The following is a 26,654-nucleotide window of genomic DNA, read 5'->3' as shown; positions in this document are numbered from 1 at the left end:
GAAAATTTCAATACATACAACCATTAAATGCATTAAAATTAAGAACTTTATTCTGGTTTATTGAAAAATTCATAGTTGGATAATTTACAACCACCCCAAGTTCACAGCATTATTCACCAAGCTTCGCATGTGATAATAAACACTAAAACCTTTACCATTTTCAGCATTATTATTTTTATAAAAGCGAGTTTTAAAGTGAAAGAATCTCGAAATGCCTTAAATCCTAGTGAAATAAACACAACCACAGCTTGGTCAAAACATGATACACATTGGGTTCTTAGCCTATTTGGAACAGCCGTTGGCGCAGGCATCCTGTTTCTGCCAATTAACCTTGGGATTGGTGGTTTTTGGCCTTTAGTCGCGATGGCAGTACTTGCTTTTCCAATGACCTATCTTGCGCACCGTGGCTTAGCTCGTTTTGTACTATCTTCTAAGATCAAAAACGCAGACTTCACTGATGTAGTGGAAGAGCACTTCGGCGCGAAAGCAGGCCGTTCTATTTCACTGCTGTATTTTCTTTCGATCTTCCCGATCCTGTTGATATATGGGGTTGGAATAACAAACACAGTAGATAGCTTCATGGTAAATCAGGCTGATATGGCTTCTTTACCTAGACCTTTGCTTTCTGGCGTACTAGTGTTTGCACTAATTGCTATTATGATGGCGGGTGAAAAAGTAATGCTACGGGCCTTTGCCATCATGGTGTTCCCACTTGTTGCCATTCTTGCCTTTCTATCATTTTACTTAATACCGAACTGGACCATGCCTGTCATGGATGTGCCAGAAGCGTCAGCTTTTGCTAGCACTATGTGGTTAGCAGTTCCTGTAGTGATTTTCTCGTTTAGTCACGCAGCTGCAATTTCAAGCTTTGCAAATGTACAACGTCGCCATTACGGTAAGCAGGCAGATGCCAAATCCGAAGTTATTCTTCGTCGCACTAGCATTATGCTGATTGCCTTTGTTCTTATTTTTGTATTTTCCTGTGTACTAACACTGTCACCTGAACAATTGGCTCAAGCAAAAGAACAAAACGTATCCGTATTGTCTTACTTAGCGAACGCAACCGATAATCCATTTATTGCAACACTTGGTCCTTTAGTAGCGTTTGTTGCTATCACTTCATCTTTCCTTGGGCATTTTTTAGGTGCGCGTGAAAGCTTAAGTGGTTTAATTAACAAGCATTTTAACCTATCTGAGAAGCGTGTTGATCGTATCAGCGTGGCAGCACTGTTCTTCTCAATCTGGGCGGCCGCGATCATGAACCCAAGTATTCTTGGTATGATGGAAGCATTGTCAGGGCCTGTTATTGCAATGATCTTATTTATTATGCCAATGTTAGCGGTGTATAAAATCGAGGCGATGAAACAATATCGAGGAAATGTCTCTACTTACTTTGTTCTAGCAGCAGGCATTGTGGCGGTAAGTGCATTGATTTTTAGCTTCTTCAGCTAATAACTAAAGACTAGCTTGGATTTTCAGGGGAATACCTTACACAAGGTTAAGGTGATTCCCTGAATTTTCTTACTCTTTAAAAGGTAATCATCGTTACCCTTGACTCTTAAATAAGAGCGAAAACACCCGCAATCATAAGTACTGAAGCGATGCAGGTACGGCCGATAATGCCGAAGTGCGAAGGTTGAATCATTTCATTATGCATAGTTAATCTCCTATTTATTATAAAAGCCATTTTTTATTGGCTTAATAACACTATGTCTAATATCCAGTTTTTTAACAACCCATACAAACATTAAATATTTATGACAGAAACGTAATTTTTTACACTTCGCCCTGATTTTGAGCGATGAATCCGCGGCTTAAATCATTAGATTGAGTCCACCGAATATGCTCGCCTACCTGTCATCGTTACCTTATCTATACCATCGCCTAATCATTGCATAAGTTTTCAATAGATTTTGTTTTATAAATCATAATATTATAGAGATCCTTCTCGTATCTCACTCCCAAAACACTTTGCCACTGGGAATCCATCCGCACTTAACCAACAAGAAATGGTAGACTTAACTGGTATTCGGTTAAGAGATCACATTTTATTAATACGCTCATGCACTTCTCAATTAAAAAACTGGCTTGCGCACTTTGTACTGCACTTGGACTTTTCTTGCATCCCACCAACGTACTGGCGAGTACCGAAAAGCAAGCTTATCTGGAAGAACACATTTCAGCAGAAAGCAAGCCCATGTTAAAACTCTACTTTCGCTCGATGGGTAAGCCGCGATCAATTCAAAAAGATGAGTTAAATGCGCCACAGAATGCATCAGCGGAGTCTCTTGCTCTGTATTACTTTGCACGAAAGTACCTTAAGCGTTACGAAGGCGTTCCATTACCGAAAGATATGCCCGATTTAATCGAATTCGGTAAAAAGCACCATTTGGAATGGGTCGTCGCTGAAGCACAGCTCAATAAGGCTGTAACAATGATTGAGCAAGACGATAACTGGAACGCAGAATTGTTACTCCATGACGTTGTTTCTACAGCCCGTGATCTTGGTTATCTAGCATTAGAAGGCCGTGCTTACCGCTGGTTAGGCAATCTAGAAGTATCTCGAAATCAACTACGCAGTGGCCTAAAATATTATCGCAATGCCTATGAGTTATTAGAAAAAACAGTGTTTGAAATACAAGTCGCGATGACACTGAACAACATTGGGACGGTCTACATCGACGCATCAGATTGGGCTCGGGCCAACAGTTACCTAACGCAAGCCCTCGACACTTACCTAGAGAGCGAATATCAATACGATAATAGCTTTTTTATGGGTGTTATCTACGCAAACCTTAGCATCGTTCACTCGAGCCTCGGAGATAACAAAAAAGCGGAATATTATTTCAATGAAGCCATTCGACTTTCAATGCAAACGGGGTCGGACACAGTCAAGCACCACTCTTTATCCAGCTTTTCACAAATGTTGAGCTCGGTAGGAAAAATTGATGATGCATTAATGGTCGCACAACGTTGCGTAGACCTGCCCATTCCAAAAAATCTAGAAATGCTAAAAACGTCTTGTTACGAGGCATTTGCAGAGGCTTACCTCGCAAACAAACAATACGATAAAGCTATTACAACAGCACTTAACGTTCTAGAACAAACTAAATCAACCAGTGAATTAGAGCTGCGTCAGCGTATTGATATGCTTTCGGTACTGGTAAACGCTTATCAAATTCTTAATGACTATGAAGCGGCTTTTCATTATTTAACCCAATTAAGAGAGCTAGAGGCTGAGTTTTCTCATCATATTCATGGTGAAGAGATGATTAACATTAAGTTTGACCTCGAAGCTAAGTTAGCCCAGAAAGAACTCAAATTGCTAGAAACAAAAAATGCGCTACAAGCCTCTGAACTGCGTTCACAGCGCTATCGAGAAATGTTCTACTTTATCGCTATTGCGGCAATTGGAGTCGTTGGTTTTCGTTACGTACTGCGCGTTAGACGTATTAATAAAGCACTCACTCAAGAAAATACTACCGATCCATTAACTCAACTGCATAACCGTCGCTATCTTCACATTTGGTTGGACAAAATGGCTCGTAGAAGCCCAGATAGAACATTTGCCTTAGCCGTTTTAGATGTCGATCATTTTAAAACCTTTAATGATCAATATGGACACGATATTGGCGATAAAATGCTGACTCATATTGCCACGCTATTTAACGAATCCACTCGCTCTGGTGACCTACTCATTCGCTGGGGTGGAGAAGAGTTTGTCCTATTATTCGAAGTACAGCGAGTTGAAGATTGCGCTAAGTTTTTGGAGCGATTGAGATATACTGTTGAAAACACACCATTGGTGGTTGACTCTAAACCATTAAGCGCGACAATTTCCCTTGGAGCAGTGGACAAACTGTCGGCACAAACAATTAAACAAGAATGGGATCAGTGGTTTTTCTTGGCAGACCAAGCTTTGTATGATGCGAAGCAAGCTGGCAGAAACCAGTTCATCATTCACCCTACATCATAAAAAAGCACACATGAAAAAAAATCTAATCATTATTACTTTTGCGCCTCTATTTCTTATGGCGTGCAGTAATCAGCAAGCATCTCAACTGGGAATGCGCAGCAGCAGTGTCAACGTATATGCCCAGCAAATGAGTAACACTCAACTATGTGAAACTCTCTACTACAGCCGTGCAACTAACCAAACCAAAGTGGCGATTGGTGCTGAGTTCAATCGACGTGGATTAAACAAAAAGTGGTGTGATAAAGAATTCGATAAGTTGTTCATTAAAAAGTGGATTGATAACGTGCTGCCTGAGGAAAAAGCCGAACCTAAGAAACCAATCGCAACTATTCAACCCGCTTCAACTAAATAACCCCCCTCTTGAAGCAGACGGTACACTCGTATTTTCTGCTTTTCACTTTTCATGCATGCTCGATGCGACATATAAAAACCTCATAGTTTCAGTAAATTAACAAAGACTTATGTTGTCCATCGAACTTTTAATGTAAACAAGTTGTAAATGGTTTTCGTCCTTATTCTTTGTCGTTAGCTTTGTTTGTTCCTGTTAGCGGAATATGAAACAGGAACTAAAAAATTCCAAACAAAGACATGAGGTCAAAAATGGAAATACGCATTAATCGCCTATTTGCTGCTATGTTGGCAGTAGGCATTGCACCTGCCGTCTCGGCGTTTGATCCACTCTATTCTGAACAATGGCACTTAGACAACACGGGGCAAACTGCGTTTGCGGCTAATCCTGCTGTTGCTGGGAACGACTTAAACACTAAGCTCACTCAGGCAATGGGGATTGCAGGTGTTGGTGTGAAAGTTGCCGTTATTGATTCTGGAGTGCAGATCGATCACCCCGACCTTGCAGGTAATATAGTTACAGGTAGCAGAAACTTCGTCGAAGACTCTTCATTCCCACCAAGTTATCCGGTTGATACTAATGGTCATGGCACTGCTGTAGCCGGTTTGATTAGCGCCGTCGGCAACAACGGTGAAGGCGGACGCGGTGTCGCTTCTCTCTCTTCCCTCATCGGTTTTAACTGGTTAGCCAACCAGACATTAGAAGGCTGGTTAATCTCCCATGGCATGGACCCAGCAACACGTGATGTTCGCGTATTTAACCAAAGTTACGGTTTCAGCCCTATAAACCCGATTACTTTTGATGAAAGCGACCCTCAACTAAAACTTGAAATGGACGTGATGAAAAACGTCAGCGAGAGTAACGCCTGGGGTCGAGGTGCTGTATTTGTAAAGTCAGCAGGTAATGGTTACCGTTATTTCAATGCAGGACGATTCTTCGTATTGCCAAGTAACTTCTTTGCTGGTGGAGACAATCAAGGCTTACCGATGCACAACTCTGCTCAGTCTTATGATAACGCCAATTACTTCAATTTAGTCACTAGTGCACTACGAGCGGATGGTACGCGAGCGAGTTACTCATCGGTGGGTTCGAACGTGTGGGTTGCAGCACCAGCAGGTGAATATGGGCAAGATTTCCCTGCTATGGTCACCACTGATTTAATGGGTTGTGAAGAAGGGCAAAATACCAGTGATGGCCTTGGCATTAATGGGTTACACGGCGGAACGGAGCTCGATCCGAACTGTAACTATACCAGTACGATGAACGGAACCTCATCGGCTGCGCCGAACACATCGGGTGCCATCGCGGCAATCATGTCAACCAACCACGCACTTTCTGCTCGTGATGTACGTGCTTTACTAGCGGAGACAGCAAAAGTAACGGATAAAGCGCATCCAGGCGTACAGCTTGAATTTACTAACCATAAAGGTGAACAGGTTAGCTACGAGGCAATTGCCCCTTGGCAAAAAAACGCAGCAGGCGTAGATTTCCATACTTTTTATGGCTTCGGCGCTGTAGATTTAGATGAAGCGATGCAACGTGCTCGCATGACGAATCGCGTTTTGCCAACTCAAGTCATTACGCCATGGGTTAATAACGCTACAGAAGTAAGTGTACCCGATGCAAGTCTAGTTGGTGGTTCTTCAAGTATCGCCATTGCCGATGAGCTGACAGTAGAATCCGTTCAAGTGACATTGACACTGGACCACGCTCGTCTGCCCGACTTAGCTATCGAGCTCATTTCGCCATCAGGGACTCGTTCCGTTTTGCAAACACCGCGCAATGGTCTTGTTGGTCAATCTCTTGATTCATCGATTACTGGCTACAAAGATCAATTAATGTTGTCTAACCAATTTTATGGCGAAGATGCAAAAGGCGAATGGACGTTGCGAGCAATAGATACGAACGGCGATGAAGTCTATTCTTACATTGCATATTTCAACTCTTCCACCATCTATGACGTTCCGATGGCAAACAACGCTCAGCCCGGTGTTATTAAGAACTGGTCAATGCGCATATTTGGACACTAAGGAGTCAATAACATGAAATACAAATCATTTTCTATGCTGGCTCTCGTTATCATGACGTCGAGTGTATACGCTGAGCAACAGCTCTCTCAACAGCCTGCACCAGAACTGTTTGTGCCATCAGAAGCGGTTGAGATTAATGGCCAAGATTATCGAAAAGTGCAAACTGGCACTATTAGAACCCTATCTGAAGACGTAAAACTTCAAGCGGGTGATGAGGTGTTTAAGAATGCGTTTAGTAACGTATCCAAAGCCACTGGACTGGTTTATATCACCGTAAACAATCCTAACGAAGCGAAAGCAGTCGCCAAAGAGTTAAAATTAGAAGTTATCTTCGCAGAAGGGGAATCAGCGGTGTTAAAAGCATCTCAAGATCAAGATCTGCTAAGTATTAGCGACTACCTAAACGCAGACAGCCGGGTAAAAGCGTCTAAAATTGAACTAAACAGCGGTAAATACCGTGCACAATAATTCTCTAACAAGAGAAGTTGGCCTGTAAAACCATGCCTCAGCGATTGCTGAGGCATTTTTATGGGTAGGAACAGATACGCTATTATTCTTTAGTAACATTTCGCATAACTAGTATGATACCTAAACACCCTACTCGCTTGCGCCTGTCATTTCTTAAACAAAATAATTTCCGTTCTTAGCTCTTCTTCCGTGGTTTCCTTCGGACTATTCAGGTAGCGTTCGATTCCTAAAGGACTGGTTTTGACTTTCATGCCACTCTGACGAACCAAGTTCATCGCTAAAGCCCATGCATTTCCCAAAAACTGATATTCACCTCGGTGTTCGACGACAAATGTTTCACTCTCAGGAATGGTACCAGTAACCGCCCCTTGAGGCGCTGGTACTGAGTTATGAAGAGGAAAGCAAGTGATAAACTCGAATGTACCTTTCTGCATATCCATCGACTGGTAATAACAAAACAATTCACCATTCACGGATAGGGTTTCGTCACTAATTAACTGTTCTAGTTGCTGAACATGCTTCTCAATTACCGAACCTAATTCCTGCAAGCTAGCCACACCCTTGATCCCAATGTAATGAATTTGAGGCAACGTTCGGTTACCTATTTCGACTAAGTCTGAATGCACTCTTCCGGTTTCAAGCTTACTTTTGAGCATGCGTAACCCACGTTGATAATCCATCTCTATCATCGACTTAAACATACTTTTCAGAAAGAACAGATACCAAGGGACGCGAGATTGCATTTGCCATTCGACTAAACAGCCATTTTGTGACGGCGTCACGATTAGAGTCACCTTTCCATGGCTCTTGATTGGGCGAAAGAAATGTAGCTCCATATCTAATCGATGCTCTTGAGTACTTTCCAGTACAATCGCGCCAGTCCCAATACGCTGACCATTCCATTGATAACCAGCTCCAACGTGGCCCTGATTATCACTGAATGTCAGCTCGCAGCTTGGTTCAAGAATGATCCATGGCGACCAGCTGGGCCAGTTATTGAAGTTCTTGAGATAGCCAATAATTTCACTTTGATTCTTATTAATTTCAATACTTCGGCTGACCTGATAAGAGAGCATAACGGTTCCTCGAGTTTCCGCTTCACTAACTTCAGTCTAATTCAAATTCCAGTTTTTTCTTGTTTGACTGCGGGTTAGATGCGTACGACAAGAAAAATCCAGAGCGTTAATTCTCACTTGAATCAATACGCGCAAAGCTAAGAGCAGAACTCCACTTTTGCACTAAATCGAACACCATCATCGTCCAGTACTAACGCCCACCCCATCCGTTCACATATTCGTTGTACGATAACAAGCCCACAACCATAACCAGCGTTGTACGTCTCGTTGCCATCGTGACGGTTTAGGATCTTAAGCGCATGACCTTTCAACTCAATTTCAATATCTCCCACACTATAGCTAAAGGCGTTTTTAATCAGATTGTTGATAACAATGGTCACAAAACTCTCTGGTGCATTCACGACACCACTATGTTGTTCGTGCAAAGCGTAATTCGAATCTTGCTTGGCAAATAAAGGAGCCAGCTCTTCCAGTTGTTTTTGTAAACAAGTAAGAAGCTGATGCTCTCCGTAATGCTGAGGCTCTATTTTCTCTTTACCAAGTAAGAGAAACGCTTCTGTCAGTACACGCATCTCGTCACAAGCTGACTGCATCCTCGTGATGGCTTTTTGCGCAACTCGAGGTTGATCAGGAAGACGCGTCAGAATGTCTGTTGAGCCTTTAATCACCATGATTGGCGTTCTCAACTCATGCGATGCAAAACGGCTAAATTCTTGTTCTCGTTTGAAGTAGCCCGCGATATCGTTCTTATTATCCAGCAAAGTCTGCTCTATCTGGCGTGTTTCGCTGAACTTAGTTTCAACTTGGAAAGCGGGTTGATCCGGTGACATTTGGCTAATTTTGTCTTCAATTTGCGCTAATGGCCGAGACAATATTCGCACCATGTAAATGCCATACCCAACCATGACAAATGAAAACAAACCACCGAGCAGCAGCGTAAACTGATGCAGCGAGCTTTCGTATTCGTCCAAGTAATCATCTGAGTCATCTTGAAATACAATGTACATAAGCCCCTTCCCTGAGGGATGGTTCAATACAACAAAGTGTTTATCTTCTTCACCAAGCAGGTATTCATAAAAACCAGGTGAAGTAAAAGAGAGCAACCAATCCGGTGTCGGAGCTTCACTCCAATATGAGTTGAACTCCAATACGTTTGGCAATGGCGCATCCCAGCCCTGTTTCTCGAAATTCTCACTATAAAGCGCAGCTTCAGTATCGAGCCAGTGATGTAAACTCAGCACTTCCAGTTTGTTTTCTGCCACATAAATCAGCGACCAAAAAAGAGTAAACATCACAAACGTCATGACCCCAAAACCCCAACGGATCTTGCGATAAATGCTTGGATATTCGTTATGCTTTAAGTCGGTAACCTTGTCCATGAATAGTCTCTAATCGTGATTCTTCAAAACCTTTGTCTAGCGCGGTTCTTAAACCGTAAATATGGCTACGAAGTGCATCACTTCCGGGTGGTTCGTCTCCCCACACACTATCGATCACTTCTGTGCGCGAGACCGCTGCTGGAGCACGTTGGAGGAGCAATTTTAAAATTTTAGTTTGAATTCGACTCAGCTTAATTTCTTTGTCTTTTCTCGTTACTTTTCCTGTCCGCGCATCTAAACAAATATCTGCAAATTTGAGCGCTCCGATATCTTGTCTTGGACCACGATTAGCCAAAGCATGAACACGCAAACTGAGCTCTTCCATCGCAAATGGCTTCATTAAATAATCATCTCCCCCCGCTTTAAAAGCCGCGATTTTGTCATCTAGCGTATCTTTTGCCGTTAGGAAGAGAATTGGCGTTCCACATAACTTATCTTGTCGAAGCTTCTGTACCGTACTGATGCCATCGAGCTTCGGCATCATGATATCCATGATGATTACATCGTAATGATTTTCCTCGATTAACTTAATCGCAGCCTCTCCATGAAACGCACAATCGATAATCATGCCTTCGAGCTCAAGATAGTCTGCAATCGTCTCCGAGACGTTATGGTTGTCATCTACAATTAAAATTTTCATAAAATCACATTTCTTCACGATCTCTTCACGATATGCCCAATAAGATACAGGCAATTTCCTAAACTCGCTCGTAAATTGAGGTTAATACAATGAAAAAACTCGCTCTTATTTCTGTAGTAGGTTTGGCATTGTCTGGTTGTGGTGGTTCAGGTGGTGGCAGCAATAGCGATAGCACACCAACTCAACCAGCAGTGAAACCAAGTGTAGCGATTGGCTCTGTTGAAGCGGTCAACGCTGAAGAAAGCACGTTAACCGTCAATGGACATACGTATCGTGTGTCTGAGGTGGTTTATGACGACACACAAGTGCAATTGGCCGATGTAAAACCAAAAATGGTGGTTCGCGTGGGGTCAGATATTCGGCAAGCTTCGGACAATGGCGTCCGAGTCACACTTGAACCAACCATTACTGGACGTGTTACAGCAATTGATTATGTGAAGAAAACATTTACGGTAAACGGCGTAGATCTGCAGTTTGACGGTTTAAGTGATGATATAGAGATCAACGACTGGGTGATGGTGTCATCCTTGCCGACTGCGGATGCGGGTTATCGAGTGTTGTCTGTGGTCGAAATCGACGTAGATAACGATTACCCAGCCCTTGGAAGCTACTACGAACTGGAAGGTCGCATTACTAATACCGATGAAAATGCTGGCACGTTTGAGCTTGGTACAAATATAACCGTATCTTACGACAACATTAGCCAACTTAGCATCGGCCAATGGGTGGAAGTAGAAGGTGAAATGCAAAACGGCATCTTCATGGCAAATGAGGTAGAAGTTGAAGGCTACGACGTCATAGGCAATGACAGCGATGTGGAAGGCATCGTCACATGGGTTGCAAATGACTACAGTGAGTTCTCACTAAACTACCGAGGTGCATTCTTCATCGATAACGCAACACGATTTGAAGATGGCAGCAAAGCGAACCTAAAACAAGGCCAAGAAGTGGAAGTAACGTCTGTCATGAAAAATGGCAAACGCATCGCTACCGTTATTGAGTTTGAGCAACCAGACTTTGACGATAACAACCAATGGCAAGGTAAAGAATTTGAATGTGAAGGATACGTATCAAACTACGATGCTGAAGCAAGAACATTTGAAATCGAGCGTTGCGAAAACGACGCAGATCAATTGCTAAACAACACGACCGTTGTGATTGATGCACAAACACGCTTCCAAGGCATTGAAGAACTTAACCTAAATGGTGCTCGTGTCGAAGTCGAAGGTGTGATCATTAACGACCAAAATATTGCCCGTGAAGTGGAGTTAGACGTTTACGACAACTAATCCCTTCTACGCTTAAGAAAAAGTGTCACTTCGGTGGCACTTTTTCTTTTCACCTTACTTTGCTTCCCAAGCTCAAACCAACAAATTCTCAGTCAAAGCCTTTTCTCTCCGTTACACTTTACCTATGTTTCACAACATTGGTGACGACTATGAAAAAACGCAACCTCATTTTGTTAATCTTGTTTTTTGGTTCAGCCACGAGCTTAGCTAGCGTTATGGATCCTGACTGCGATGCAGAAAAGGCAGCTAAAGCCGCTGCGACAAAAGCCGTGGTTGGTGTTGGGGGTCGCTGTACGCCTAAAGAGGCACTGAAAGATACCGCAGTTGATGCAGGAAAAGACAAATTACCAGATGAAGGGATGGCGGGTAAAGCTGTTGATGCAATGACACCGGAAAAAGAGAAGAAAACGATGAAAGACGTAACCAAAAAGCTCAATAAAGATTGATACGCTTTCTTGTAGTTAACTTTAATAGCGAAACTCCCCCCTCCCAAAAAAAGAGCGCCGATTGACGCTCTTTCCGAACTCTAATAGATAACCAATTATGCGGTTTCTGCTTCACCTATCCAATGATAATGGTGGTTGGCTTTTTTTCCCACTAAACCGAGCTCTGCCAATTCTTCAAATACCTTGTCTACCTCTTCCGCAGACAGCCTAAACTGTTTAGCAACGGCTTTTTTGGTGCACGTAATTTGATGCGTTTTAAGTGCATCGCTAACTTGCTCTAACAAGGTTTTCGGTTCCTTTGGTTCTTCTGGCTCCGGCGCAGCTGGTATTTCTTGCTCTTCTTCCTCTTTTATATGAGGAAGATAACCCGCAGGCGCTGGGTCTATATCGCGAACTGTTTTCAATATCATGTCCTCATTTCTGCGATAGAAATATCGGAACCGTTGCTCTTCACCAATCAAGCCAACAAAAAATGCAGCAAAGAAGTCCAAAAGAATCGAAAGAAATACAACCAAGCCAAGCTGAGCTTGCTGAGAGGTGGTACCAAATGCGTTGGCTAGGCTATCAATCAAACCAATCACTGAGCCTTGCGTAACCGGCGGTAAACTATCACGCTCCATAGCCAAGCGTTGCTGCTCTTCACGTAAGGTTTTGTTTTGATCCTGAATGCGAGTTACACCAGTCGCGATACGCTCCATCTCGATGTATTTCTGCGCTGCCATATTGTTGAGCTCAATCTGCTTATCGATTGCCGCAATCTGACGATTAAACGCTTCCACTTTCGCCTGCTCTACCGAAATATGACTTTGTGCACTATTGGTTGCACTATTAATGCCACCAATACTACCGCCAATGGAAATCGCAGCTAAGACTAAATAAAACACGAGAGCGGTTGCTGCTCCTGTGTAGTTGCGATGGGCTCGGCGCTCACCGTATTCATACCAAGCGTAAAATTTACCCGCTTCAAAAATGATCGCTAAACCACCAAATAAGGTTTGCATCATCGGATTTTCGTCGATAGACAAAAACAGCAATAGAGAAAAAATAGTCGATGCTAAAATCGCAGCACCGGTGAATGCATATACACTCACCATGGCAAATCGACCTTTAGGGTATCGATATCCAATCTGTTGTTCGTATTTCATTTGAGAAATTTCTTAAGATTAATCGCCCCTCCGACTAAGTAGGACGGACGTTTCTGGCATGTACAAAGGAGCGCAGAATACCGTATCCTTTATTAAATTACTGTCATAATTCCGTTAATGGAAAACAAGTGAAGATTCGGTGTGCATTTTGAATCGATATCAGCCAAATCTAGCACGTAAAAACACCACCACGACACCCACTAACCGAAGCTTCAGTGGCATATAAGAGAGATTAATTCGGTATCTTCAAAAGCGACTAGGCAAGACTGACAAGTTGAATTGGAGGTTGTGAATGTCAGCCGAATCAAGACATTAAAGCGTTAAAAATAGACAATAAAACAAATAATGCACACTTGCATCACCTTTTAGTAAACTGATAATTACATTGTTTGGTTAATTTGTTAGTATCCCGCGCCGAAGAAGATAAGCACTCAATTGTATGGAAAACACTCTAATACAGCACAAACACCATCGCTTGCACGCTATTGCGGTTATTATCGCGGTGTTGTTTCAGTTGTATTTAGCGTCCACAGCCGCTCTTAACCCTACACAAGTTCACAGCACAACTTGGCTCAACAAAGTCCAAAGTGAAAAGGTTTTACTGTGTACCGCAGATGGTTTCAAATGGGTGGATATCAATACGTTGATTGAGGCTAACGCTCAATCTTCTTCTAAGCTCATCCAAGATCTTAACTTACACGACGGCTTCCAGTTTGAATGCCCGCTTCTTCAAGCTGTTCAATTCTTTCTTTTAGTTGCGATTGGGCTTTACCTGACAACCATCCATTGGCTGCGCCGAGTAAAGTATGCACTGACGACTTATCACTTTTCAAAATGCGATAAGCTCGTTTACAAACACATCGCGCCTAAGCACTCTCCGCCGAGTGTTTTTCCTGCCTAACAGGCATCTAATCATTGACAACTTTATTCAAAAATAACGATGACTCTGTTTGTTGTCCATTCAGAGAAGCTATTAATTCAAAAGGAAAAACACATGCTTAAATCATTAAAAACCGCCGCTATCGCGCTTATTGCTGTCATCGCTAGCCCACTGAGTTTAGCGCACGATTATGAAGCAGGAAAAATTCATATCGACCATCCATGGAGCCGCGAAGCGCCACCAAACGCACCTGTTATCGGTGGTTTTTTTCAATTAACCAACCACGGTGACAGTGAAGATGCATTGATCGCAGCAGAAAGCCCAATCGCAGGGCATGTCGAAATTCACACGCATAAGAAAGAAGATGGTGTGATGAAAATGATTAAGATTGACGAAGTGCGCGTTCCAGCCAATGACTCAGTGTTGTTTAAGCCAGGCAGCTTCCATTTAATGATTTTTAACCCAACACAAACTCTTAAAGAAGGCGACCGCTTCCCTATGACGTTAACATTCAAAAACGCGGGTAAAGTGGAAGTAGAAATGGCGGTTGAAAAACAAGGTCACATGGAAAAACACATGCACCATTAATGACGTAAACAAAAGTGCCCGCTGATTTAGCGGGCATTTTTATCTCAGCTTAGTCAAAATCATTATCCAACAGGTCCTAACTCGACTCTTCAGAACAATGGTGATAAATAACGCTTGGCGAAACGGGGTCACATATCATAACAGCGTGCTCGGGCAAGAGATTCTAAATCACGCTCGTCCCTCACTATTCAGAATGACCTTGAAAGACTTAAGATCCTAAAAAGGTTCCCTACCCGCTTAAAACTCAACCTCTCGACAAAGTTCTCCAACCATCACTTGGCAAGCCTAAATGAAATCATAAGTTTGGCAACAAAGACCCACTGTTAATCGGCTTTCTTTCTACTTGCAACAAACCTCGGCCCAACGAGCTAAGCCCGCAGCTATAAGCTCAATTGTTTATATATCCCGATTATCCTGACTAGATACAAATCATGCACGACCGTAAAAGTCGATATATGCCACTGGATGAGTCAGCATCTAAAGAAAGTACGTGATCGACTTCTCATTGTTGGTGTTTCTCTGTTTATTAAAACTATTTGTATTACAATAATACTCTATGTTAAATAAAAATCCTTTCCAACTCTACAAACATGAGAGAACACCATTATGTCTACTAAAATTGCATTTATTTCTGGTGCTACTGGCGGTATCGGCTTCCAAGTAGCAAAGCGTCTTGGTCAGGATGGATACACGGTCATTCTAAACGGCATTGAAGATGAAAAAGGTTCGGAGTGTGTCTCCAAACTACATAACGCAGGAATTGAGGCTGAATACTACGGTTTTGACGTTACAGATGAACATGCCGTCGATGAAAACATCAATGCTATTGGTGAAAAATACGGCAAAATCGATGTTGTCGTTAATAACGCAGGTGGTCTTGGTGGTCGTAGTCCTATTGAAGGTATGGAAACTGATTTTTTCCGTAAAGTCATGGCTTTAAACCTCGATAGTGCATTCTTCGTATCACGCGCAGCGATTCCATTTCTAAGAAAGTCTGATAATGCATCAATTATCAACTTCACTTCAAACGCTGCTTGGAATGCAGGTGGTCCAGGTGCAGGTATTTACGGTACATCAAAAGCCGCCGTTCATACATTAACTCGCGCTTTAGCTAAAGAGTTAGCTCCGGCTGGAATTCGAGTCAATGCAGTATCTCCTGGCACTATCGATACACCATTCCATGCTCAAATCAAAGCAACCAAGCCTGAAGTATTTGCTTCTTGGGCAGACAGTATTATGCTTGGACGCCTAGGCAAGCCAGAGGAAGTCGCCTCTGCTATCTCTTTTCTGGTAAGTAAAGATGCATCATTCATTACCGCAGAAACACTGCAAATTGGTGGTGGTCAAGCTTTAGGCATTTAGTACCAATAAGTCTTTTTACCTATCAGTAAGTACGCTTTAGTACTGATTTGATAACGGCCGCAGTATGTTTGTACTGCGGCTTATCCTTATGCCACCTCGCCTTTCACCCCATTTGTAACGTTTCACCCATTTTTTGGTATGGACAGTATTCCTGTAGCTGGAACAAAACCACTTGTATTACAATAAATTTTATTTTTTACGTTATTTAAGCCTCCTAAAGGCTTTGTTCACGATAAAAATGGAAGCGTGATGAATCCGCTTTTCTTATATACACTGATGAATAAAACCCTCACAAATCTTACTTACATCTCACTTTTAGAAAAAATCCATCCCAAGCCCGCTATGCTCATAATTTTCAATTGCAAAAGCCACAATAGTCATTATGATTATCAACAAGCAATATAATCATACAATATTATTTTTGGAGTTAAAATGACTAAACCTATCATTGGTTTCATCGGCCTAGGCTTGATGGGCGGAAACATGGTTGAAAACCTACAGAAACGTGGTTACGAAGTTGCTGTAATGGACCTCAATAAAGATGCTGTTGACGCAGTACTAGCTCGTGGAAACGCTTCTGAAGCTTCTTCAGGTAAAGAGCTAGCAGAGAAAAGTGATATCGTGATGCTGTGCCTAACAACATCTGAAGTTGTCGAAAAAGTTGTGTACGGAGACACTGGTGTTCTAGCTGGCATGTCAGAAGGTAAAACACTCATCGACTTCGGTACATCTATTCCAGCTTCAACGAAGAAGATTGGCGCTGACCTTGCTAAGAAAGGGGCTGGTATGATTGATGCGCCTCTAGGTCGTACACCTGCCCACGCAAAAGATGGTTTACTGAACATCATGGCCGCAGGCGACGTCGAAACATTCAATAAGGTTAAGCCAGTGCTGGACGATCAAGGTGAAAACGTATTCCACCTTGGCGCACTAGGCTCTGGTCACGTAACTAAGCTTGTGAATAACTTTATGGGTATGACAACCGTAGCAACCATGTCTCAGGCATTTGCTGTTGCTAAACGTGCTGGTGTTGATGGTCAACAATTATTCGACATCATGTCTGCAGGACCATCAAACTCACCATTTATGCAATTCTGTAAGTTTTACGCCGTAGATGGCGAAGAAAAACTAGGCTTCTCTGTTGCAAACGCAAACAAAGACCTCGGTTACTTCCTTGCTCTATGCGAAGAGCTTGGTACAACTTCCCTGATTGCAGAGGGCACTTCTAAGAGTCTACAAGCAGCAGTTGATAAAGGCCTTGGTCAAAATGACGTTCCAGTCATCTTCGACTACTTTGCAGAGCTAGAAGCTTAGTCACACTCAGTTGTGACTAAAAGCCCAGCTACTAATGTAGCTGGGCTTTTTTTGTTTTTCCTCTTCCCCTGACGCTCATCACTCCTTGATACCCTAGCCACTCCATTAAGGTTTTGCAGGGCTGCCTCTTCCAATTCTCTTATATATTTTCCACTAACACTTCAAAACCTCTCTCCTATTTCTGGCGTACGCCTCATTAAAGCTACGTCTGATTTAATGCTTTTTCTTTGCTAAGAAGGCACACATATTTATTTAAATAGACAAAGCATCAGGTTTGGGGTGTAAAGTGTAAACACAGCGTGCAAAGAAAGTTAGATTGCTTTTTCGCTTTAGGCTGACGACTCTAATGCGAATATAGTCGCACCTTATTGGGAGTTCCCCAATACAACGAATAACAACAAACGATGCGCCACGCTTTCTCAGTCAGCGTGATCAAAAAATCCCACGGCTTTAACACCGCGGGATTTTTCATTGAGAGTCTTTAACTTTGGTTAGCTTTTCGCGTTAGCTAACTTTGGGCTTTTAGGCCCTCGTGCTGCGTTCACCAATAGAACACCCACCGAGAGAACAATCGCACCACACAAGATAAACAGTAGTCGACCAGATGGTTCATTTGGAATTAGAGCCATAGCTAGGATACCGAAGCCCGCTACGCTGATAAGCTTGCCAAGCATGCCGCGCTGTTTTGTATCTAGGTTCTGCTGCTCTTCGCTGTCAGCCACAAGTGGCGTATTCCAGTTCTCGAACAATTGGTCCACTTCTTTTTCACGCTCAGGCGTCAAGCCTTTGTAGAAGCGTGTTGTTAGTAAGAAGAAACCACCAGTGAAGACAACGTGCGCCGCTAAGCTCAAGCCAACTTTAAGGTCAGCCCACTCACGTGCTGTTAGAGCTTGTTCTAGTCCGAATAGGTGCTCAACATCTTGTGCTTGTAGAGAGATACCGAAGATGTAAGAAACAAAGCCACCAACAACCAGTGTTGCCCAACCAGCCCAATCCGGCGTCTTACGAATCCACATACCAAGTAGTACAGGAATCAGCATTGGGAAGCCAATTAATGCACCGACGTTCAGTACGATATCGAACAGGCTCAAGTGACGTAGTGAGTTAATGAATAGACCGATACCAATGATGATGAAGCCCATCACGATAGTCGTTGCTTTACTCACGATAACCAGTTCTTTTTGCGACGCTTGTGGACGCACAATCGGGCTGTAGAAGTTCATCACAAAGATGCCCGCGTTACGGTTAAGACCAGAGTCCATTGAAGACATGGTCGCCGCAAACATTGCTGACATCAGAAGACCCACCATACCTGCTGGCATTACGTTTTGTACGAATGCTAGGTATGCTGCATCACCACCTACTGAGCCGTATTGCTCTGCGAAATCAGGCATAAATGCCGCAACGTACCAAGGTGGTAGGAACCAGATGATAGGACCAACAATCATCAGCACACATGCAAGACCTGCAGCTTTACGTGCGTTTTCACTGTCTTTTGCACATAAGTAGCGGTAAGCGTTGATGCTGTTGTTCATGACACCGAACTGTTTAACAAAGATGAACACAACCCAAAGGATAAAGATACTGAAGTAGTTCAGGTTGTTACCCAGCATGAAGTCGCCGTGGAAGTTCGACACGATGTTGCCAATACCGCCACCATGGAAGTATGCCGCCACCGCACAAGTGATCGTCACTGCCATGATAACCAGCATCTGCATAAAGTCAGATGCAACAACCGCCCAAGAGCCGCCTGTTACCGCCATTAGCATTAGCACTAAGCCCGTAACGATGATGGTCGCTTCCATAGGAATGTTGAAGACCGCTGCCACGAAAATCGCAAGACCATTCAACCAAATACCGGCCGAGATCAAGCTGTCTGGCATACCAGCCCAAGTGAAGAACTGCTCTGAAGTCTTACCAAAACGTTGACGAATTGCTTCAATCGCCGTCACTACACGTAGTTGGCGGAACTTTGGAGCAAAATAGAGGTAGTTCATGAAGTAGCCAAATGCGTTGGCTAAGAATAGGATTACAACAACGAAACCGTCGTTGAACGCGCGTCCTGCAGCACCTGTAAACGTCCATGCTGAAAATTGCGTCATGAAGGCGGTAGCACCTACCATCCACCATAACATCTTACCGCCCCCTCGGAAGTAGTCACTGGTTGAGGTAGTGAACTTACGGAACATCCAACCAATTGCAACTAAGAAGAAGAAGTAGGCAAGAACAACAAGAGTATCAATAGTCATTTTTTCAGCCTTTCAAGTTTGATCATTTTCTAATGTCTAGACTACTCTCCTCACAACGCCATTTGTACTACAATAAGCTTTAATTGTGATCTAAAGCATAAGTTATTCAACGAAAAAAAACACGTCAAACCCCTTACTTTCCTAGACCAATGGCTTTCTAGGAGATAATTGCCACTCAGAACACCTCAATATATTGTAATACAAATTATCTAATTGAAATTTATTAGAGTATGTAATATTTTTCTTCTTCGCGCTTTGTCTGAAGATCAAAAATGCACGGCATTTCTTTGAAGGAAACGTAATGAGATGTTTCGAAAAAATTGGATAGAAAGTAGGATTTATATGAATGCGATTTTTAACTCTCGCCTTTTTCAAACTTTCAAACACAAAAAAGCGAGCTCTGAGGCTCGCTTTTCATTCTTTTCGCTAGTTTTATCGGGGTATTACGACACTTATGCTACGTGAGCTACTGCGTCGCGAACCAATGTACCTAGTTCATCCCACTTACCTTCATCGATAAGTTTTGTTGGAACCATCCAAGTACCGCCACATGCCAGTACTGAAGGGATAGACAAGTACTCGTCTACGTTGCCTAGGCTCACACCACCTGTTGGCATGAATTTCACTGGGTAAACCGCCGTAAGCGCTTTAAGCATACCCACACCGCCAGATGGCTCAGCAGGGAAGAACTTAAGTGTACGCAGACCCATTTCCATCGCTTGCTCAACAAGGCTTGGATTGTTTACGCCAGGTACGATAGCTACGCCTTTGTCTAGGCAGTATTGAACCGTACGAGGGTTAAAACCTGGGCTTACGATAAAGTCCACACCAGCTTCGATCGCTTGGTCAACTTGCTCGTTAGTTAGGATCGTACCTGCACCGATCAGCATTTCTGGGAACTCAGCGCGCATAGCACGAATCGCTTCTGCAGCACACTCTGTGCGGAACGTGATTTCTGCGCAAGGCATACCGTTTTCAACCAAAGTGCGACCTAGAGGAATCGCATCTTCTGCTTTGTTGATGGCAATAACAGGAATTACTTTTAGGTTTGCTAGTTGTTCGTTTAATGTCGTCATAAGAGTGTACTCGTCGTCGTTAACTTGAGTTCAATAAATCACTGCAGAGCGCCGATTACTCAACGCTCCGCAAAAGAATTACAAAGGAAGATCTGGCATCACTTCACGTGGAATGATGGCACCTTTATGTTGAATTACCGCGCCAGCCATACAGTGACCAGAGTAAGCCGATTCAGCCGCGTTACCGCCAGTCAAACGCTTCGCCAAGAAGCCTGCACTGAAAGAATCACCAGCCGCTGTTGTATCAATCACGTTGTCGACTTTGTTTGGCGCCACGTATTGCGCTTCGCCATTCGCGACAACCAAGCAATCTTTGCTACCACGTTTGATGATGATTTCATCCACGCCCAGTGAAGAGGTTCTCTCGATGCATTGTTCTAAATGCTCATCACCGTAAAGCATTTGCTCATCTTCAAATGTGAGCAGTGCGATATCTGTGTGCTTAAGGATCTTAAGATACCAAGACATGGCATTCTCGCGGCTTTCCCACAATTTAGGACGGTAGTTGTTATCGAAAATAACCTTACCACCTTGTGCCTTGAAGCGCTCAAGGAAGCCAAACAGTTGCGTCTTACCCTCTTCAGTAAGGATCGCTAGTGTAATACCGCTCAAGTAAACCGCATCGTACGAGTAAAGTTTGTCGACTAATAGCGGAGACTCGTTTTGTTCGAATAGGAATTTAGCGGCCGCCTCGTTACGCCAGTAGTGGAAGTAACGCTCGCCAGTTTCATCGGTTTCGATGTAGTAGATACCTGGTTGCTTTTCTTTAACGGAAAGAACCAGACTAGTATCGATGCCCTCTTCTTGCCATGCTGATAGCATTTCTTGGCTAAAAGGATCGTTACCCAGAGCCGTTACATAGCTGGTTTTAATATCGTGAGCTTTGGTCAAACGAGATAAATACAGTGCGGTATTCAACGTATCACCACCGAATGACTGCTTTAGCTGACCTTCCTTTTTCTGTAGCTCAACCATACATTCGCCAATGACCGCGATGTTTAATGATTTCATGTTGTCACCTTAGCAACTGAGGTTGCGCTATAGATTATTTTAAGAAGTCTTCACGAGCTGGGTTGAAGATGTCTAGAAGAATGCTGTCTTGCTCTAGTGCAACCGCACCGTGCATCATGTGCTTACGAGCAAAGTATGCATCGCCTTCTTTCAGTACTTTCTTCTCGCCTTCGATTTCTGCTTCAAAGCTGCCACGTACTACGTAACCGATTTGATCGTGAATTTCGTGAGTATGCGGAGCGCCAATCGCGCCTTTATCAAAACATAGGTGAACCGCCATTAGGTCATCTGTGTAAGCAACAATTTTACGTTTGATACCGCCGCCTAGCTCTTCCCACGGGTTCTCATCTAATACAAAGAAAGAATTCATCGTCATACTCCTAAAAAGTCTCTATTAAAGCGAACCCTACGGCACTTCATTCTTAACCATGCTTTATTAAAAGGTCCTCTTAAAAAAGCGTCGTATTGATAAAAGTGAAACGCGAAGCGAAAGGGTCTGCTGTCGAATTGGTAACGAGCATATCCGATCTATTTTAATTGCCATACAATATATCTAAAAATATGTGATATTCATCAAACGGAGCTCGCTAAATCATTCCAATTAACGATTGATAACGTCGAAACATCAACCACAGCAAGGATTACCACAACAATATAAATCAATGGGTTAGCTAAATTCGCGTGATTTCACTCTCCCTTTTTGCCACAAAAACTACACCCAAACCTAATATTGTATTACTTTATAGAAAGTTTAAGAAAACAACACACTTCATCTGAGGGTGGTAAAGAAATGACTACACAACCGATTTTGTTGACTGAAGCAGAAGTCGAACTACTAAGAAAGGAAGTCGGAAAGCCGAGCTTAATGGGCAAATCCATTGAAGCGAATCGCAAGGAACTTGAAGCCTTTATGCGTCTGCCTCTAGACGTACCAGGTCACGGCGAAGCGGGTGGCTACGAGCACAACCGCCACAAACAAAACTATACCTACATGAACTTAGCGGGCCGTTTGTTCTTGATCACTCAAGAAGAAAAGTACGCGCAGTTCGTTAAAGATCTTCTCGCTATTTACGCAGAGAAGTACCTCACTTTTGATTTCCACGTACAGAAAAACACTAACCCAACAGGTCGTCTTTTCCACCAGATCCTTAATGAACACTGTTGGTTAATGTTTACTAGCCTTGCTTACTCTTGCGTGGCATCAGTGATGACAGAAGAAGAGCGCACAGCCGTTGTTGAGCGCATTTTCGAACCAATGCTAGACATGTTCACAGTGAAATACGCGCACGATTTCGACCGTATTCACAACCACGGCATCTGGGCAGTTGCAGCTGTTGGTATTTGTGGCCTAGCTATTGGTAAACCTGAATACCTAGAGATGTCGGTATACGGTCAAGACCGTGATGATACCGGTGGCTTCCTAGCGCAAATCTCACAGCTGTTCGCCCCTTCTGGTTACTACATGGAAGGTCCGTACTACCATCGTTATGCGATTCGTCCAACTTGTGTATTTGCAGAAGTAGTACACCGTCACATACCCGAAGTAGACATCTACAACTACAAAGACAAAGTGATTGGCAACACAGTACAAGCGATGCTAGCAACGGCTTACCCGAATGGTGAGTTCCCTGCCCTAAACGATGCATCTCGTACCATGAGCATTACCGACATGGGTGTTCAAGTTGCAGTGAGCGTTTACAGCAAACACTACGGTATGGATGACAACATCCTAGGTATGGCGAAGATTCAAAACGCCGTTTGGATGCACCCATGTGGTCTAGAGCTTTCTCAAGCTTACGATAAAGCTATCGCAGACCGTGAAATCGGTATGCCTTTCTGGCCAAGTGTGGAACTAAACGAAGGTCCAACTGGTAACAACGGTGCACAAGGCTTTATCCGTATGCAGGATAAAACCGGTGATGTGTCACAGCTTGTGATGAACTACGGTCAACACGGCATGGGACATGGTAACTTCGATACGCTTGGCATTACCTTCTTCAACCGTGGTCAAGAAGTGCTGCGTGAATACGGCTTCTGTCGCTGGGTAAACGTAGAGCCTAAATTCGGCGGTCGTTACCTAGACGAAAACAAATCGTACGCACGTCAAACTATCGCGCACAACGTGGTAACGATTGATGAGCAATGTCAGAACGGTTTCGATGTAGACCGCGCTGATTCAGTGCACGGTTTGCCTCACTTCTTCAAAGTAGAAGGCACTGAAATCAACGGTATGAGTGCGTTTGCGAACGACCACTACCCGAATACAGACATGCAGCGCAGTGTGTTCATGCTTAACCTCGATGAGCTTGAAGCACCGCTACTGCTAGACCTTTACCGCATCGAAGGTGAAGGCGAACATCAGTACGACTACTCTCATCAATACGATGGTCAAATCGTACGTACTAACTTCGATTACCAAAGCTTTGGTGAACTGAGCACGCTTGGCGATGACTTCGGTTACCAACACCTTTGGAAAGTAGCAAGCGGCAAAGTGCAAGATACGGCGCTGGTTAGCTGGCTACAAAACAACACCTACTACACTTGGTTAGGCACAAGCAGCAGCGCGAAACAGAACGGCGATAATGAAGTGATCTTCACTCGCACTGGCGCCAATGACCCAAGCTTTAACCTACGTAGCGAACCGGCATTCATTCTACGCAGCAAGGGCGAATCGACGCTATTTGCTTCTGTGCTAGAAACACACGGCTACTTCAACGAAGAGTTTGAGCAATCGGTGAATGCACGTGGTCAGGTGAAAGATATCCGCGTCGTGGGTTACAACGCCGTTGGCAGCATCGTAGAAATCACGACTGAAAAATCACTGGTTACTGTGATGATCAGCAATGTGCTACGCGCTGACGACCAAACCCCACACCAAGTAGAATTGAACGGTAAAACCTACAGCTGGAATGGCTTCTACTCTCTAGAAGTAAACGCATTCGGGCAGGAGAAATAATAATGAGCTACCAAACCCAGTCTTACCAACCGCTATTAATGAACTTTGAAGAAGCGGCAGAACTAAGCAAAGCACTTGGCACGGATAGCCTATTAGGAAATGCACTTGCACGTGACATCAAACAAACTGACGCTTACATGGCAGAGGTAGGTATTGAAGTTCCAGGTCACGGCGAAGGCGGCGGTTACGAGCACAACCGCCACAAGCAAAACTACATCCACATTGATCTAGCGGGTCGCCTATTCCTTATCACTGGCGAACAGAAATACCGCGATTACATCGTGGACATGCTAACGGCTTACGCGAAGGTTTACCCGACGCTAGAAAGCAACACCAGCCGTGACTCTAACCCTCCGGGTAAGATCTTCCACCAAACTCTGAACGAGAACATGTGGATGCTATACGCGTCTTGTGCGTACAGCTGCATTTACCACACGTTGGAAGAAGAGCAAAAAACACTGATTGAAAACGACCTGTTCAAACAAATGATTGAGCTGTTCGTAGTCACTTACGGTCACGACTTCGACATCGTACACAACCACGGTCTGTGGGCTGTAGCAGCAGTCGGTATCTGTGGTTACGCAATTAACGATCAAGATGCAGTAGACAAAGCGCTTTACGGCTTGAAACTGGACAAAGTTAGCGGCGGCTTCCTAGCTCAGCTAGACCAACTGTTCTCGCCAGATGGCTACTACATGGAAGGTCCTTACTACCACCGTTTCTCGCTGCGTCCAATCTACCTATTTGCAGAAGCGATTGAACGTCGTCAGCCTGAGCTTGGTATTTACGAGTTCAACGATTCGGTAATCAAGACCACGTCTTACGCAGTATTTAAGACGGCATTCCCAGATGGTACTTTGCCAGCACTGAACGATTCATCGAAGACGATTTCGATCAACGATGAAGGCGTAATCATGGCAACGTCAGTATGTTTCCACCGTTACGAGCAGTCTGAAACGTTACTTGGCATGGCAGACCACCAGCAAGACGTTTGGGTTCATATCTCAGGTAAAACATTGTCTGACGCGGTTGCAGCAACAGACAACATCAAACCATTCAACTGGGGCAGCCTATTCGTAACAGACGGCCCAGAAGGCGAAAAAGGCGGCGTAAGCATTCTTCGTCACCGTGACGAGCAAGACGACGACACCATGGCGCTTATCTGGTTTGGTCAACACGGCAGCGATCACCAGTACCACTCTGCGCTAGACCACGGTCACTACGATGGTCTGCACCTGAGCGTGTTTAACCGCGGTCATGAAGTGCTGCACGATTACGGCTTTGGTCGCTGGGTAAACGTTGAGCCTAAATTTGGCGGTCGTTACATCCCAGAGAACAAGTCTTACTGTAAGCAGACCGTCGCGCACAACACAGTAACGGTTGACCAAAAGACGCAAAATAACTTCGACACAGCGCTAGCAGAAACCAAGTTCGGTTCTAAGCACTTCTTCAAAGCTGATGACGAAAAACTGCAAGGCATGAGCGGTCGCATCTCTGGTTATTACAACGGCGTAGACATGCAGCGCAGCATTATTCTTGCTGAATTGCCAGAATTCGAAAAACCACTTGTGATTGATGTTTACCGCATCGAAGCAGATCAAGAGCACCAATACGATCTGCCAGTGCACTACTCTGGTCAAATCATCCGTACGGATTTTGAATACGACGTAGAAAGCACGCTGCGTCCAATGGGCGAAGACAGCGGTTACCAACACCTATGGAATGTGGGTTCAGGCCAAGTTGAAGGCAGCTCGCTTGTAAGCTGGTTGCACGACAACAGCTACTACTCGCTAATCACAAGCGCAACAAACGGCGGCAAAGTGTTCTTCACTCGCACAGGCGCAAATGATCCAGACTTCAACTTGAAGAGCGAACCAGCACTGATCCTACGTCAATCGGGTCAGAACCACGTGTTTGCCTCAGTGCTAGAGACACACGGTTACTTCAACGAGTCTATCGAAGCATCAGTTGGCGCTCGTGGTCTAGTAGAGTCAGTCACCGTCGTTGGCAACAACGAAGTGGGTACTGTGATTCGTCTGCAAACAACCACAGGCAACGCTTACCACTTCGCCATCTGCAACCTTGACGAAGACAAGCAGAACGCGGCACATCGCGTTGAGTTCGACGGTGTGACTTACACTTGGGAAGGCGCATTCGCACAAATTTAATCTTTAGCTAGTCACTAAAAATTAATGTAAAAATCGGGAACTAATTCAAAGCCGGACGCCATGTTCGGCTTTTTTTGATTGTTTACATGACTCTACATGAGCTTATCAATTAGCGTTTAATCATAGTAAAACCGTTAATAACTCTTAGGAAAAACAGACATAACTTAACCTTACGCCTTATCAAAGACACCACTTATAGATATAGAACTCTTCTGAGATTTAATTAACACTTTTACTATTTAACTTATGACT

Annotated in this window: 21 protein-coding genes; 13 read left to right on the top strand and 8 right to left on the bottom strand. The window is 43.8% G+C overall.

Annotated features, from left to right (window positions below; translation table 11 throughout):
• Positions 1-195 precede the first annotated feature (195 nt).
• From R7E29_RS22075 to R7E29_RS22055, 5 genes are all read left to right on the top strand, one after another.
• Positions 196-1,452 carry an aromatic amino acid transport family protein gene (locus tag R7E29_RS22075; protein WP_054576804.1) on the top strand — a complete coding sequence of 419 codons (1,257 nt, stop codon included), beginning with the start codon at positions 196-198 and terminating at the stop codon, positions 1,450-1,452.
• A 610-nt stretch (positions 1,453-2,062) separates the two neighbouring features.
• A complete protein-coding gene (locus R7E29_RS22070; protein WP_081008348.1) occupies positions 2,063-3,976 on the top strand; it encodes a tetratricopeptide repeat-containing diguanylate cyclase in 1,914 nt (637 codons plus the stop codon).
• A 10-nt stretch (positions 3,977-3,986) separates the two neighbouring features.
• Entirely contained in the window at positions 3,987-4,328 is a 342-nt protein-coding gene (locus R7E29_RS22065; protein WP_054576760.1) for a hypothetical protein, read from the top strand.
• 248 nt (positions 4,329-4,576) lie between these two features.
• Positions 4,577-6,355: a S8 family peptidase gene (locus R7E29_RS22060; RefSeq protein WP_017820240.1), complete on the top strand. Its 1,779-nt coding sequence runs from the start codon at positions 4,577-4,579 to the stop codon at positions 6,353-6,355.
• Between the two features lie 12 nt (positions 6,356-6,367).
• Positions 6,368-6,823, top strand: coding sequence for a hypothetical protein (locus R7E29_RS22055; RefSeq protein ID WP_005375850.1), 456 nt, complete (start codon positions 6,368-6,370; stop codon positions 6,821-6,823).
• Positions 6,824-6,969: 146 nt separating this feature from the next.
• Here R7E29_RS22055 and R7E29_RS22050 read toward each other — a convergent pair whose 3' ends face one another.
• From R7E29_RS22050 to R7E29_RS22040, 3 genes are all read right to left on the bottom strand, one after another.
• Positions 6,970-7,899, bottom strand: a complete 930-nt coding sequence (locus R7E29_RS22050) for an SRPBCC family protein (RefSeq protein WP_017820241.1) — start codon at positions 7,897-7,899, stop codon at positions 6,970-6,972.
• 137 nt (positions 7,900-8,036) lie between these two features.
• Positions 8,037-9,278: a sensor histidine kinase gene (locus tag R7E29_RS22045; protein ID WP_054576761.1), complete on the bottom strand. Its 1,242-nt coding sequence runs from the start codon at positions 9,276-9,278 to the stop codon at positions 8,037-8,039.
• Positions 9,250-9,918, bottom strand: a complete 669-nt coding sequence (locus R7E29_RS22040; protein WP_053303698.1) for a response regulator transcription factor — start codon at positions 9,916-9,918, stop codon at positions 9,250-9,252. The genes R7E29_RS22045 and R7E29_RS22040 overlap by 29 nt, the downstream gene beginning before the upstream one ends.
• An 89-nt stretch (positions 9,919-10,007) precedes the next feature.
• On the opposite strand from R7E29_RS22040, the gene R7E29_RS22035 reads away from it, so the two are divergent.
• A complete protein-coding gene (locus R7E29_RS22035; RefSeq protein WP_054576762.1) occupies positions 10,008-11,207 on the top strand; it encodes a DUF5666 domain-containing protein in 1,200 nt (399 codons plus the stop codon).
• 149 nt (positions 11,208-11,356) lie between these two features.
• Positions 11,357-11,653, top strand: coding sequence for a hypothetical protein (locus R7E29_RS22030; protein WP_053307751.1), 297 nt, complete (start codon positions 11,357-11,359; stop codon positions 11,651-11,653).
• A gap of 95 nt (positions 11,654-11,748) precedes the next feature.
• Here R7E29_RS22030 and R7E29_RS22025 read toward each other — a convergent pair whose 3' ends face one another.
• Positions 11,749-12,798 (bottom strand): hypothetical protein, encoded by a 1,050-nt coding sequence (locus R7E29_RS22025; RefSeq protein WP_054576763.1) that lies wholly within the window; start codon positions 12,796-12,798, stop codon positions 11,749-11,751.
• A gap of 439 nt (positions 12,799-13,237) precedes the next feature.
• On the opposite strand from R7E29_RS22025, the gene R7E29_RS22020 reads away from it, so the two are divergent.
• The 4 genes from R7E29_RS22020 to R7E29_RS22005 all read left to right on the top strand — a co-directional run bounded on the left by R7E29_RS22020 (position 13,238) and on the right by R7E29_RS22005 (position 16,942).
• The gene (locus tag R7E29_RS22020; protein WP_005388493.1) at positions 13,238-13,699 is read left to right on the top strand and encodes a hypothetical protein; all 462 of its coding nucleotides are present in this window, start codon (positions 13,238-13,240) and stop codon (positions 13,697-13,699) included.
• A gap of 93 nt (positions 13,700-13,792) precedes the next feature.
• Positions 13,793-14,266 carry a copper chaperone PCu(A)C gene (locus R7E29_RS22015; protein ID WP_005375841.1) on the top strand — a complete coding sequence of 158 codons (474 nt, stop codon included), beginning with the start codon at positions 13,793-13,795 and terminating at the stop codon, positions 14,264-14,266.
• A 606-nt stretch (positions 14,267-14,872) separates the two neighbouring features.
• Positions 14,873-15,628 carry an SDR family NAD(P)-dependent oxidoreductase gene (locus R7E29_RS22010; RefSeq protein WP_054576764.1) on the top strand — a complete coding sequence of 252 codons (756 nt, stop codon included), beginning with the start codon at positions 14,873-14,875 and terminating at the stop codon, positions 15,626-15,628.
• Between the two features lie 432 nt (positions 15,629-16,060).
• The gene (locus tag R7E29_RS22005; protein ID WP_053349960.1) at positions 16,061-16,942 is read left to right on the top strand and encodes an NAD(P)-dependent oxidoreductase; all 882 of its coding nucleotides are present in this window, start codon (positions 16,061-16,063) and stop codon (positions 16,940-16,942) included.
• 491 nt (positions 16,943-17,433) lie between these two features.
• Here R7E29_RS22005 and R7E29_RS22000 read toward each other — a convergent pair whose 3' ends face one another.
• The 4 genes from R7E29_RS22000 to R7E29_RS21985 form a co-directional block, all read right to left on the bottom strand.
• Positions 17,434-19,191, bottom strand: a complete 1,758-nt coding sequence (locus R7E29_RS22000) for a sodium:solute symporter family protein (RefSeq protein ID WP_053349961.1) — start codon at positions 19,189-19,191, stop codon at positions 17,434-17,436.
• Positions 19,192-19,643: 452 nt separating this feature from the next.
• The gene (locus R7E29_RS21995; protein ID WP_005388506.1) at positions 19,644-20,267 is read right to left on the bottom strand and encodes a bifunctional 4-hydroxy-2-oxoglutarate aldolase/2-dehydro-3-deoxy-phosphogluconate aldolase; all 624 of its coding nucleotides are present in this window, start codon (positions 20,265-20,267) and stop codon (positions 19,644-19,646) included.
• A gap of 78 nt (positions 20,268-20,345) precedes the next feature.
• Positions 20,346-21,278 (bottom strand): sugar kinase, encoded by a 933-nt coding sequence (locus R7E29_RS21990; RefSeq protein WP_054576765.1) that lies wholly within the window; start codon positions 21,276-21,278, stop codon positions 20,346-20,348.
• 34 nt (positions 21,279-21,312) lie between these two features.
• A complete protein-coding gene (locus R7E29_RS21985; RefSeq protein WP_005450851.1) occupies positions 21,313-21,648 on the bottom strand; it encodes a cupin domain-containing protein in 336 nt (111 codons plus the stop codon).
• A gap of 420 nt (positions 21,649-22,068) precedes the next feature.
• Between R7E29_RS21985 and R7E29_RS21980 the strand changes: the two genes are divergently transcribed.
• Together R7E29_RS21980 and R7E29_RS21975 are read left to right on the top strand one after the other, a co-directional pair.
• On the top strand, positions 22,069-24,234 hold the full coding sequence (locus tag R7E29_RS21980) for a heparinase II/III family protein (RefSeq protein WP_054576766.1): 2,166 nt from the start codon (positions 22,069-22,071) through the stop codon (positions 24,232-24,234).
• A 2-nt stretch (positions 24,235-24,236) separates the two neighbouring features.
• Positions 24,237-26,402 (top strand): heparinase II/III family protein, encoded by a 2,166-nt coding sequence (locus tag R7E29_RS21975; RefSeq protein WP_054576767.1) that lies wholly within the window; start codon positions 24,237-24,239, stop codon positions 26,400-26,402.
• Positions 26,403-26,654: the final 252 nt, after the last annotated feature.

The organism is Vibrio sp. Vb1729, from assembly GCF_033338655.1.
Lineage (GTDB): Bacteria > Pseudomonadota > Gammaproteobacteria > Enterobacterales > Vibrionaceae > Vibrio > Vibrio alginolyticus.
Note: the sequence above shows the minus strand (reverse complement) of the source record. Positions and strands in the feature narration are given on the sequence as shown.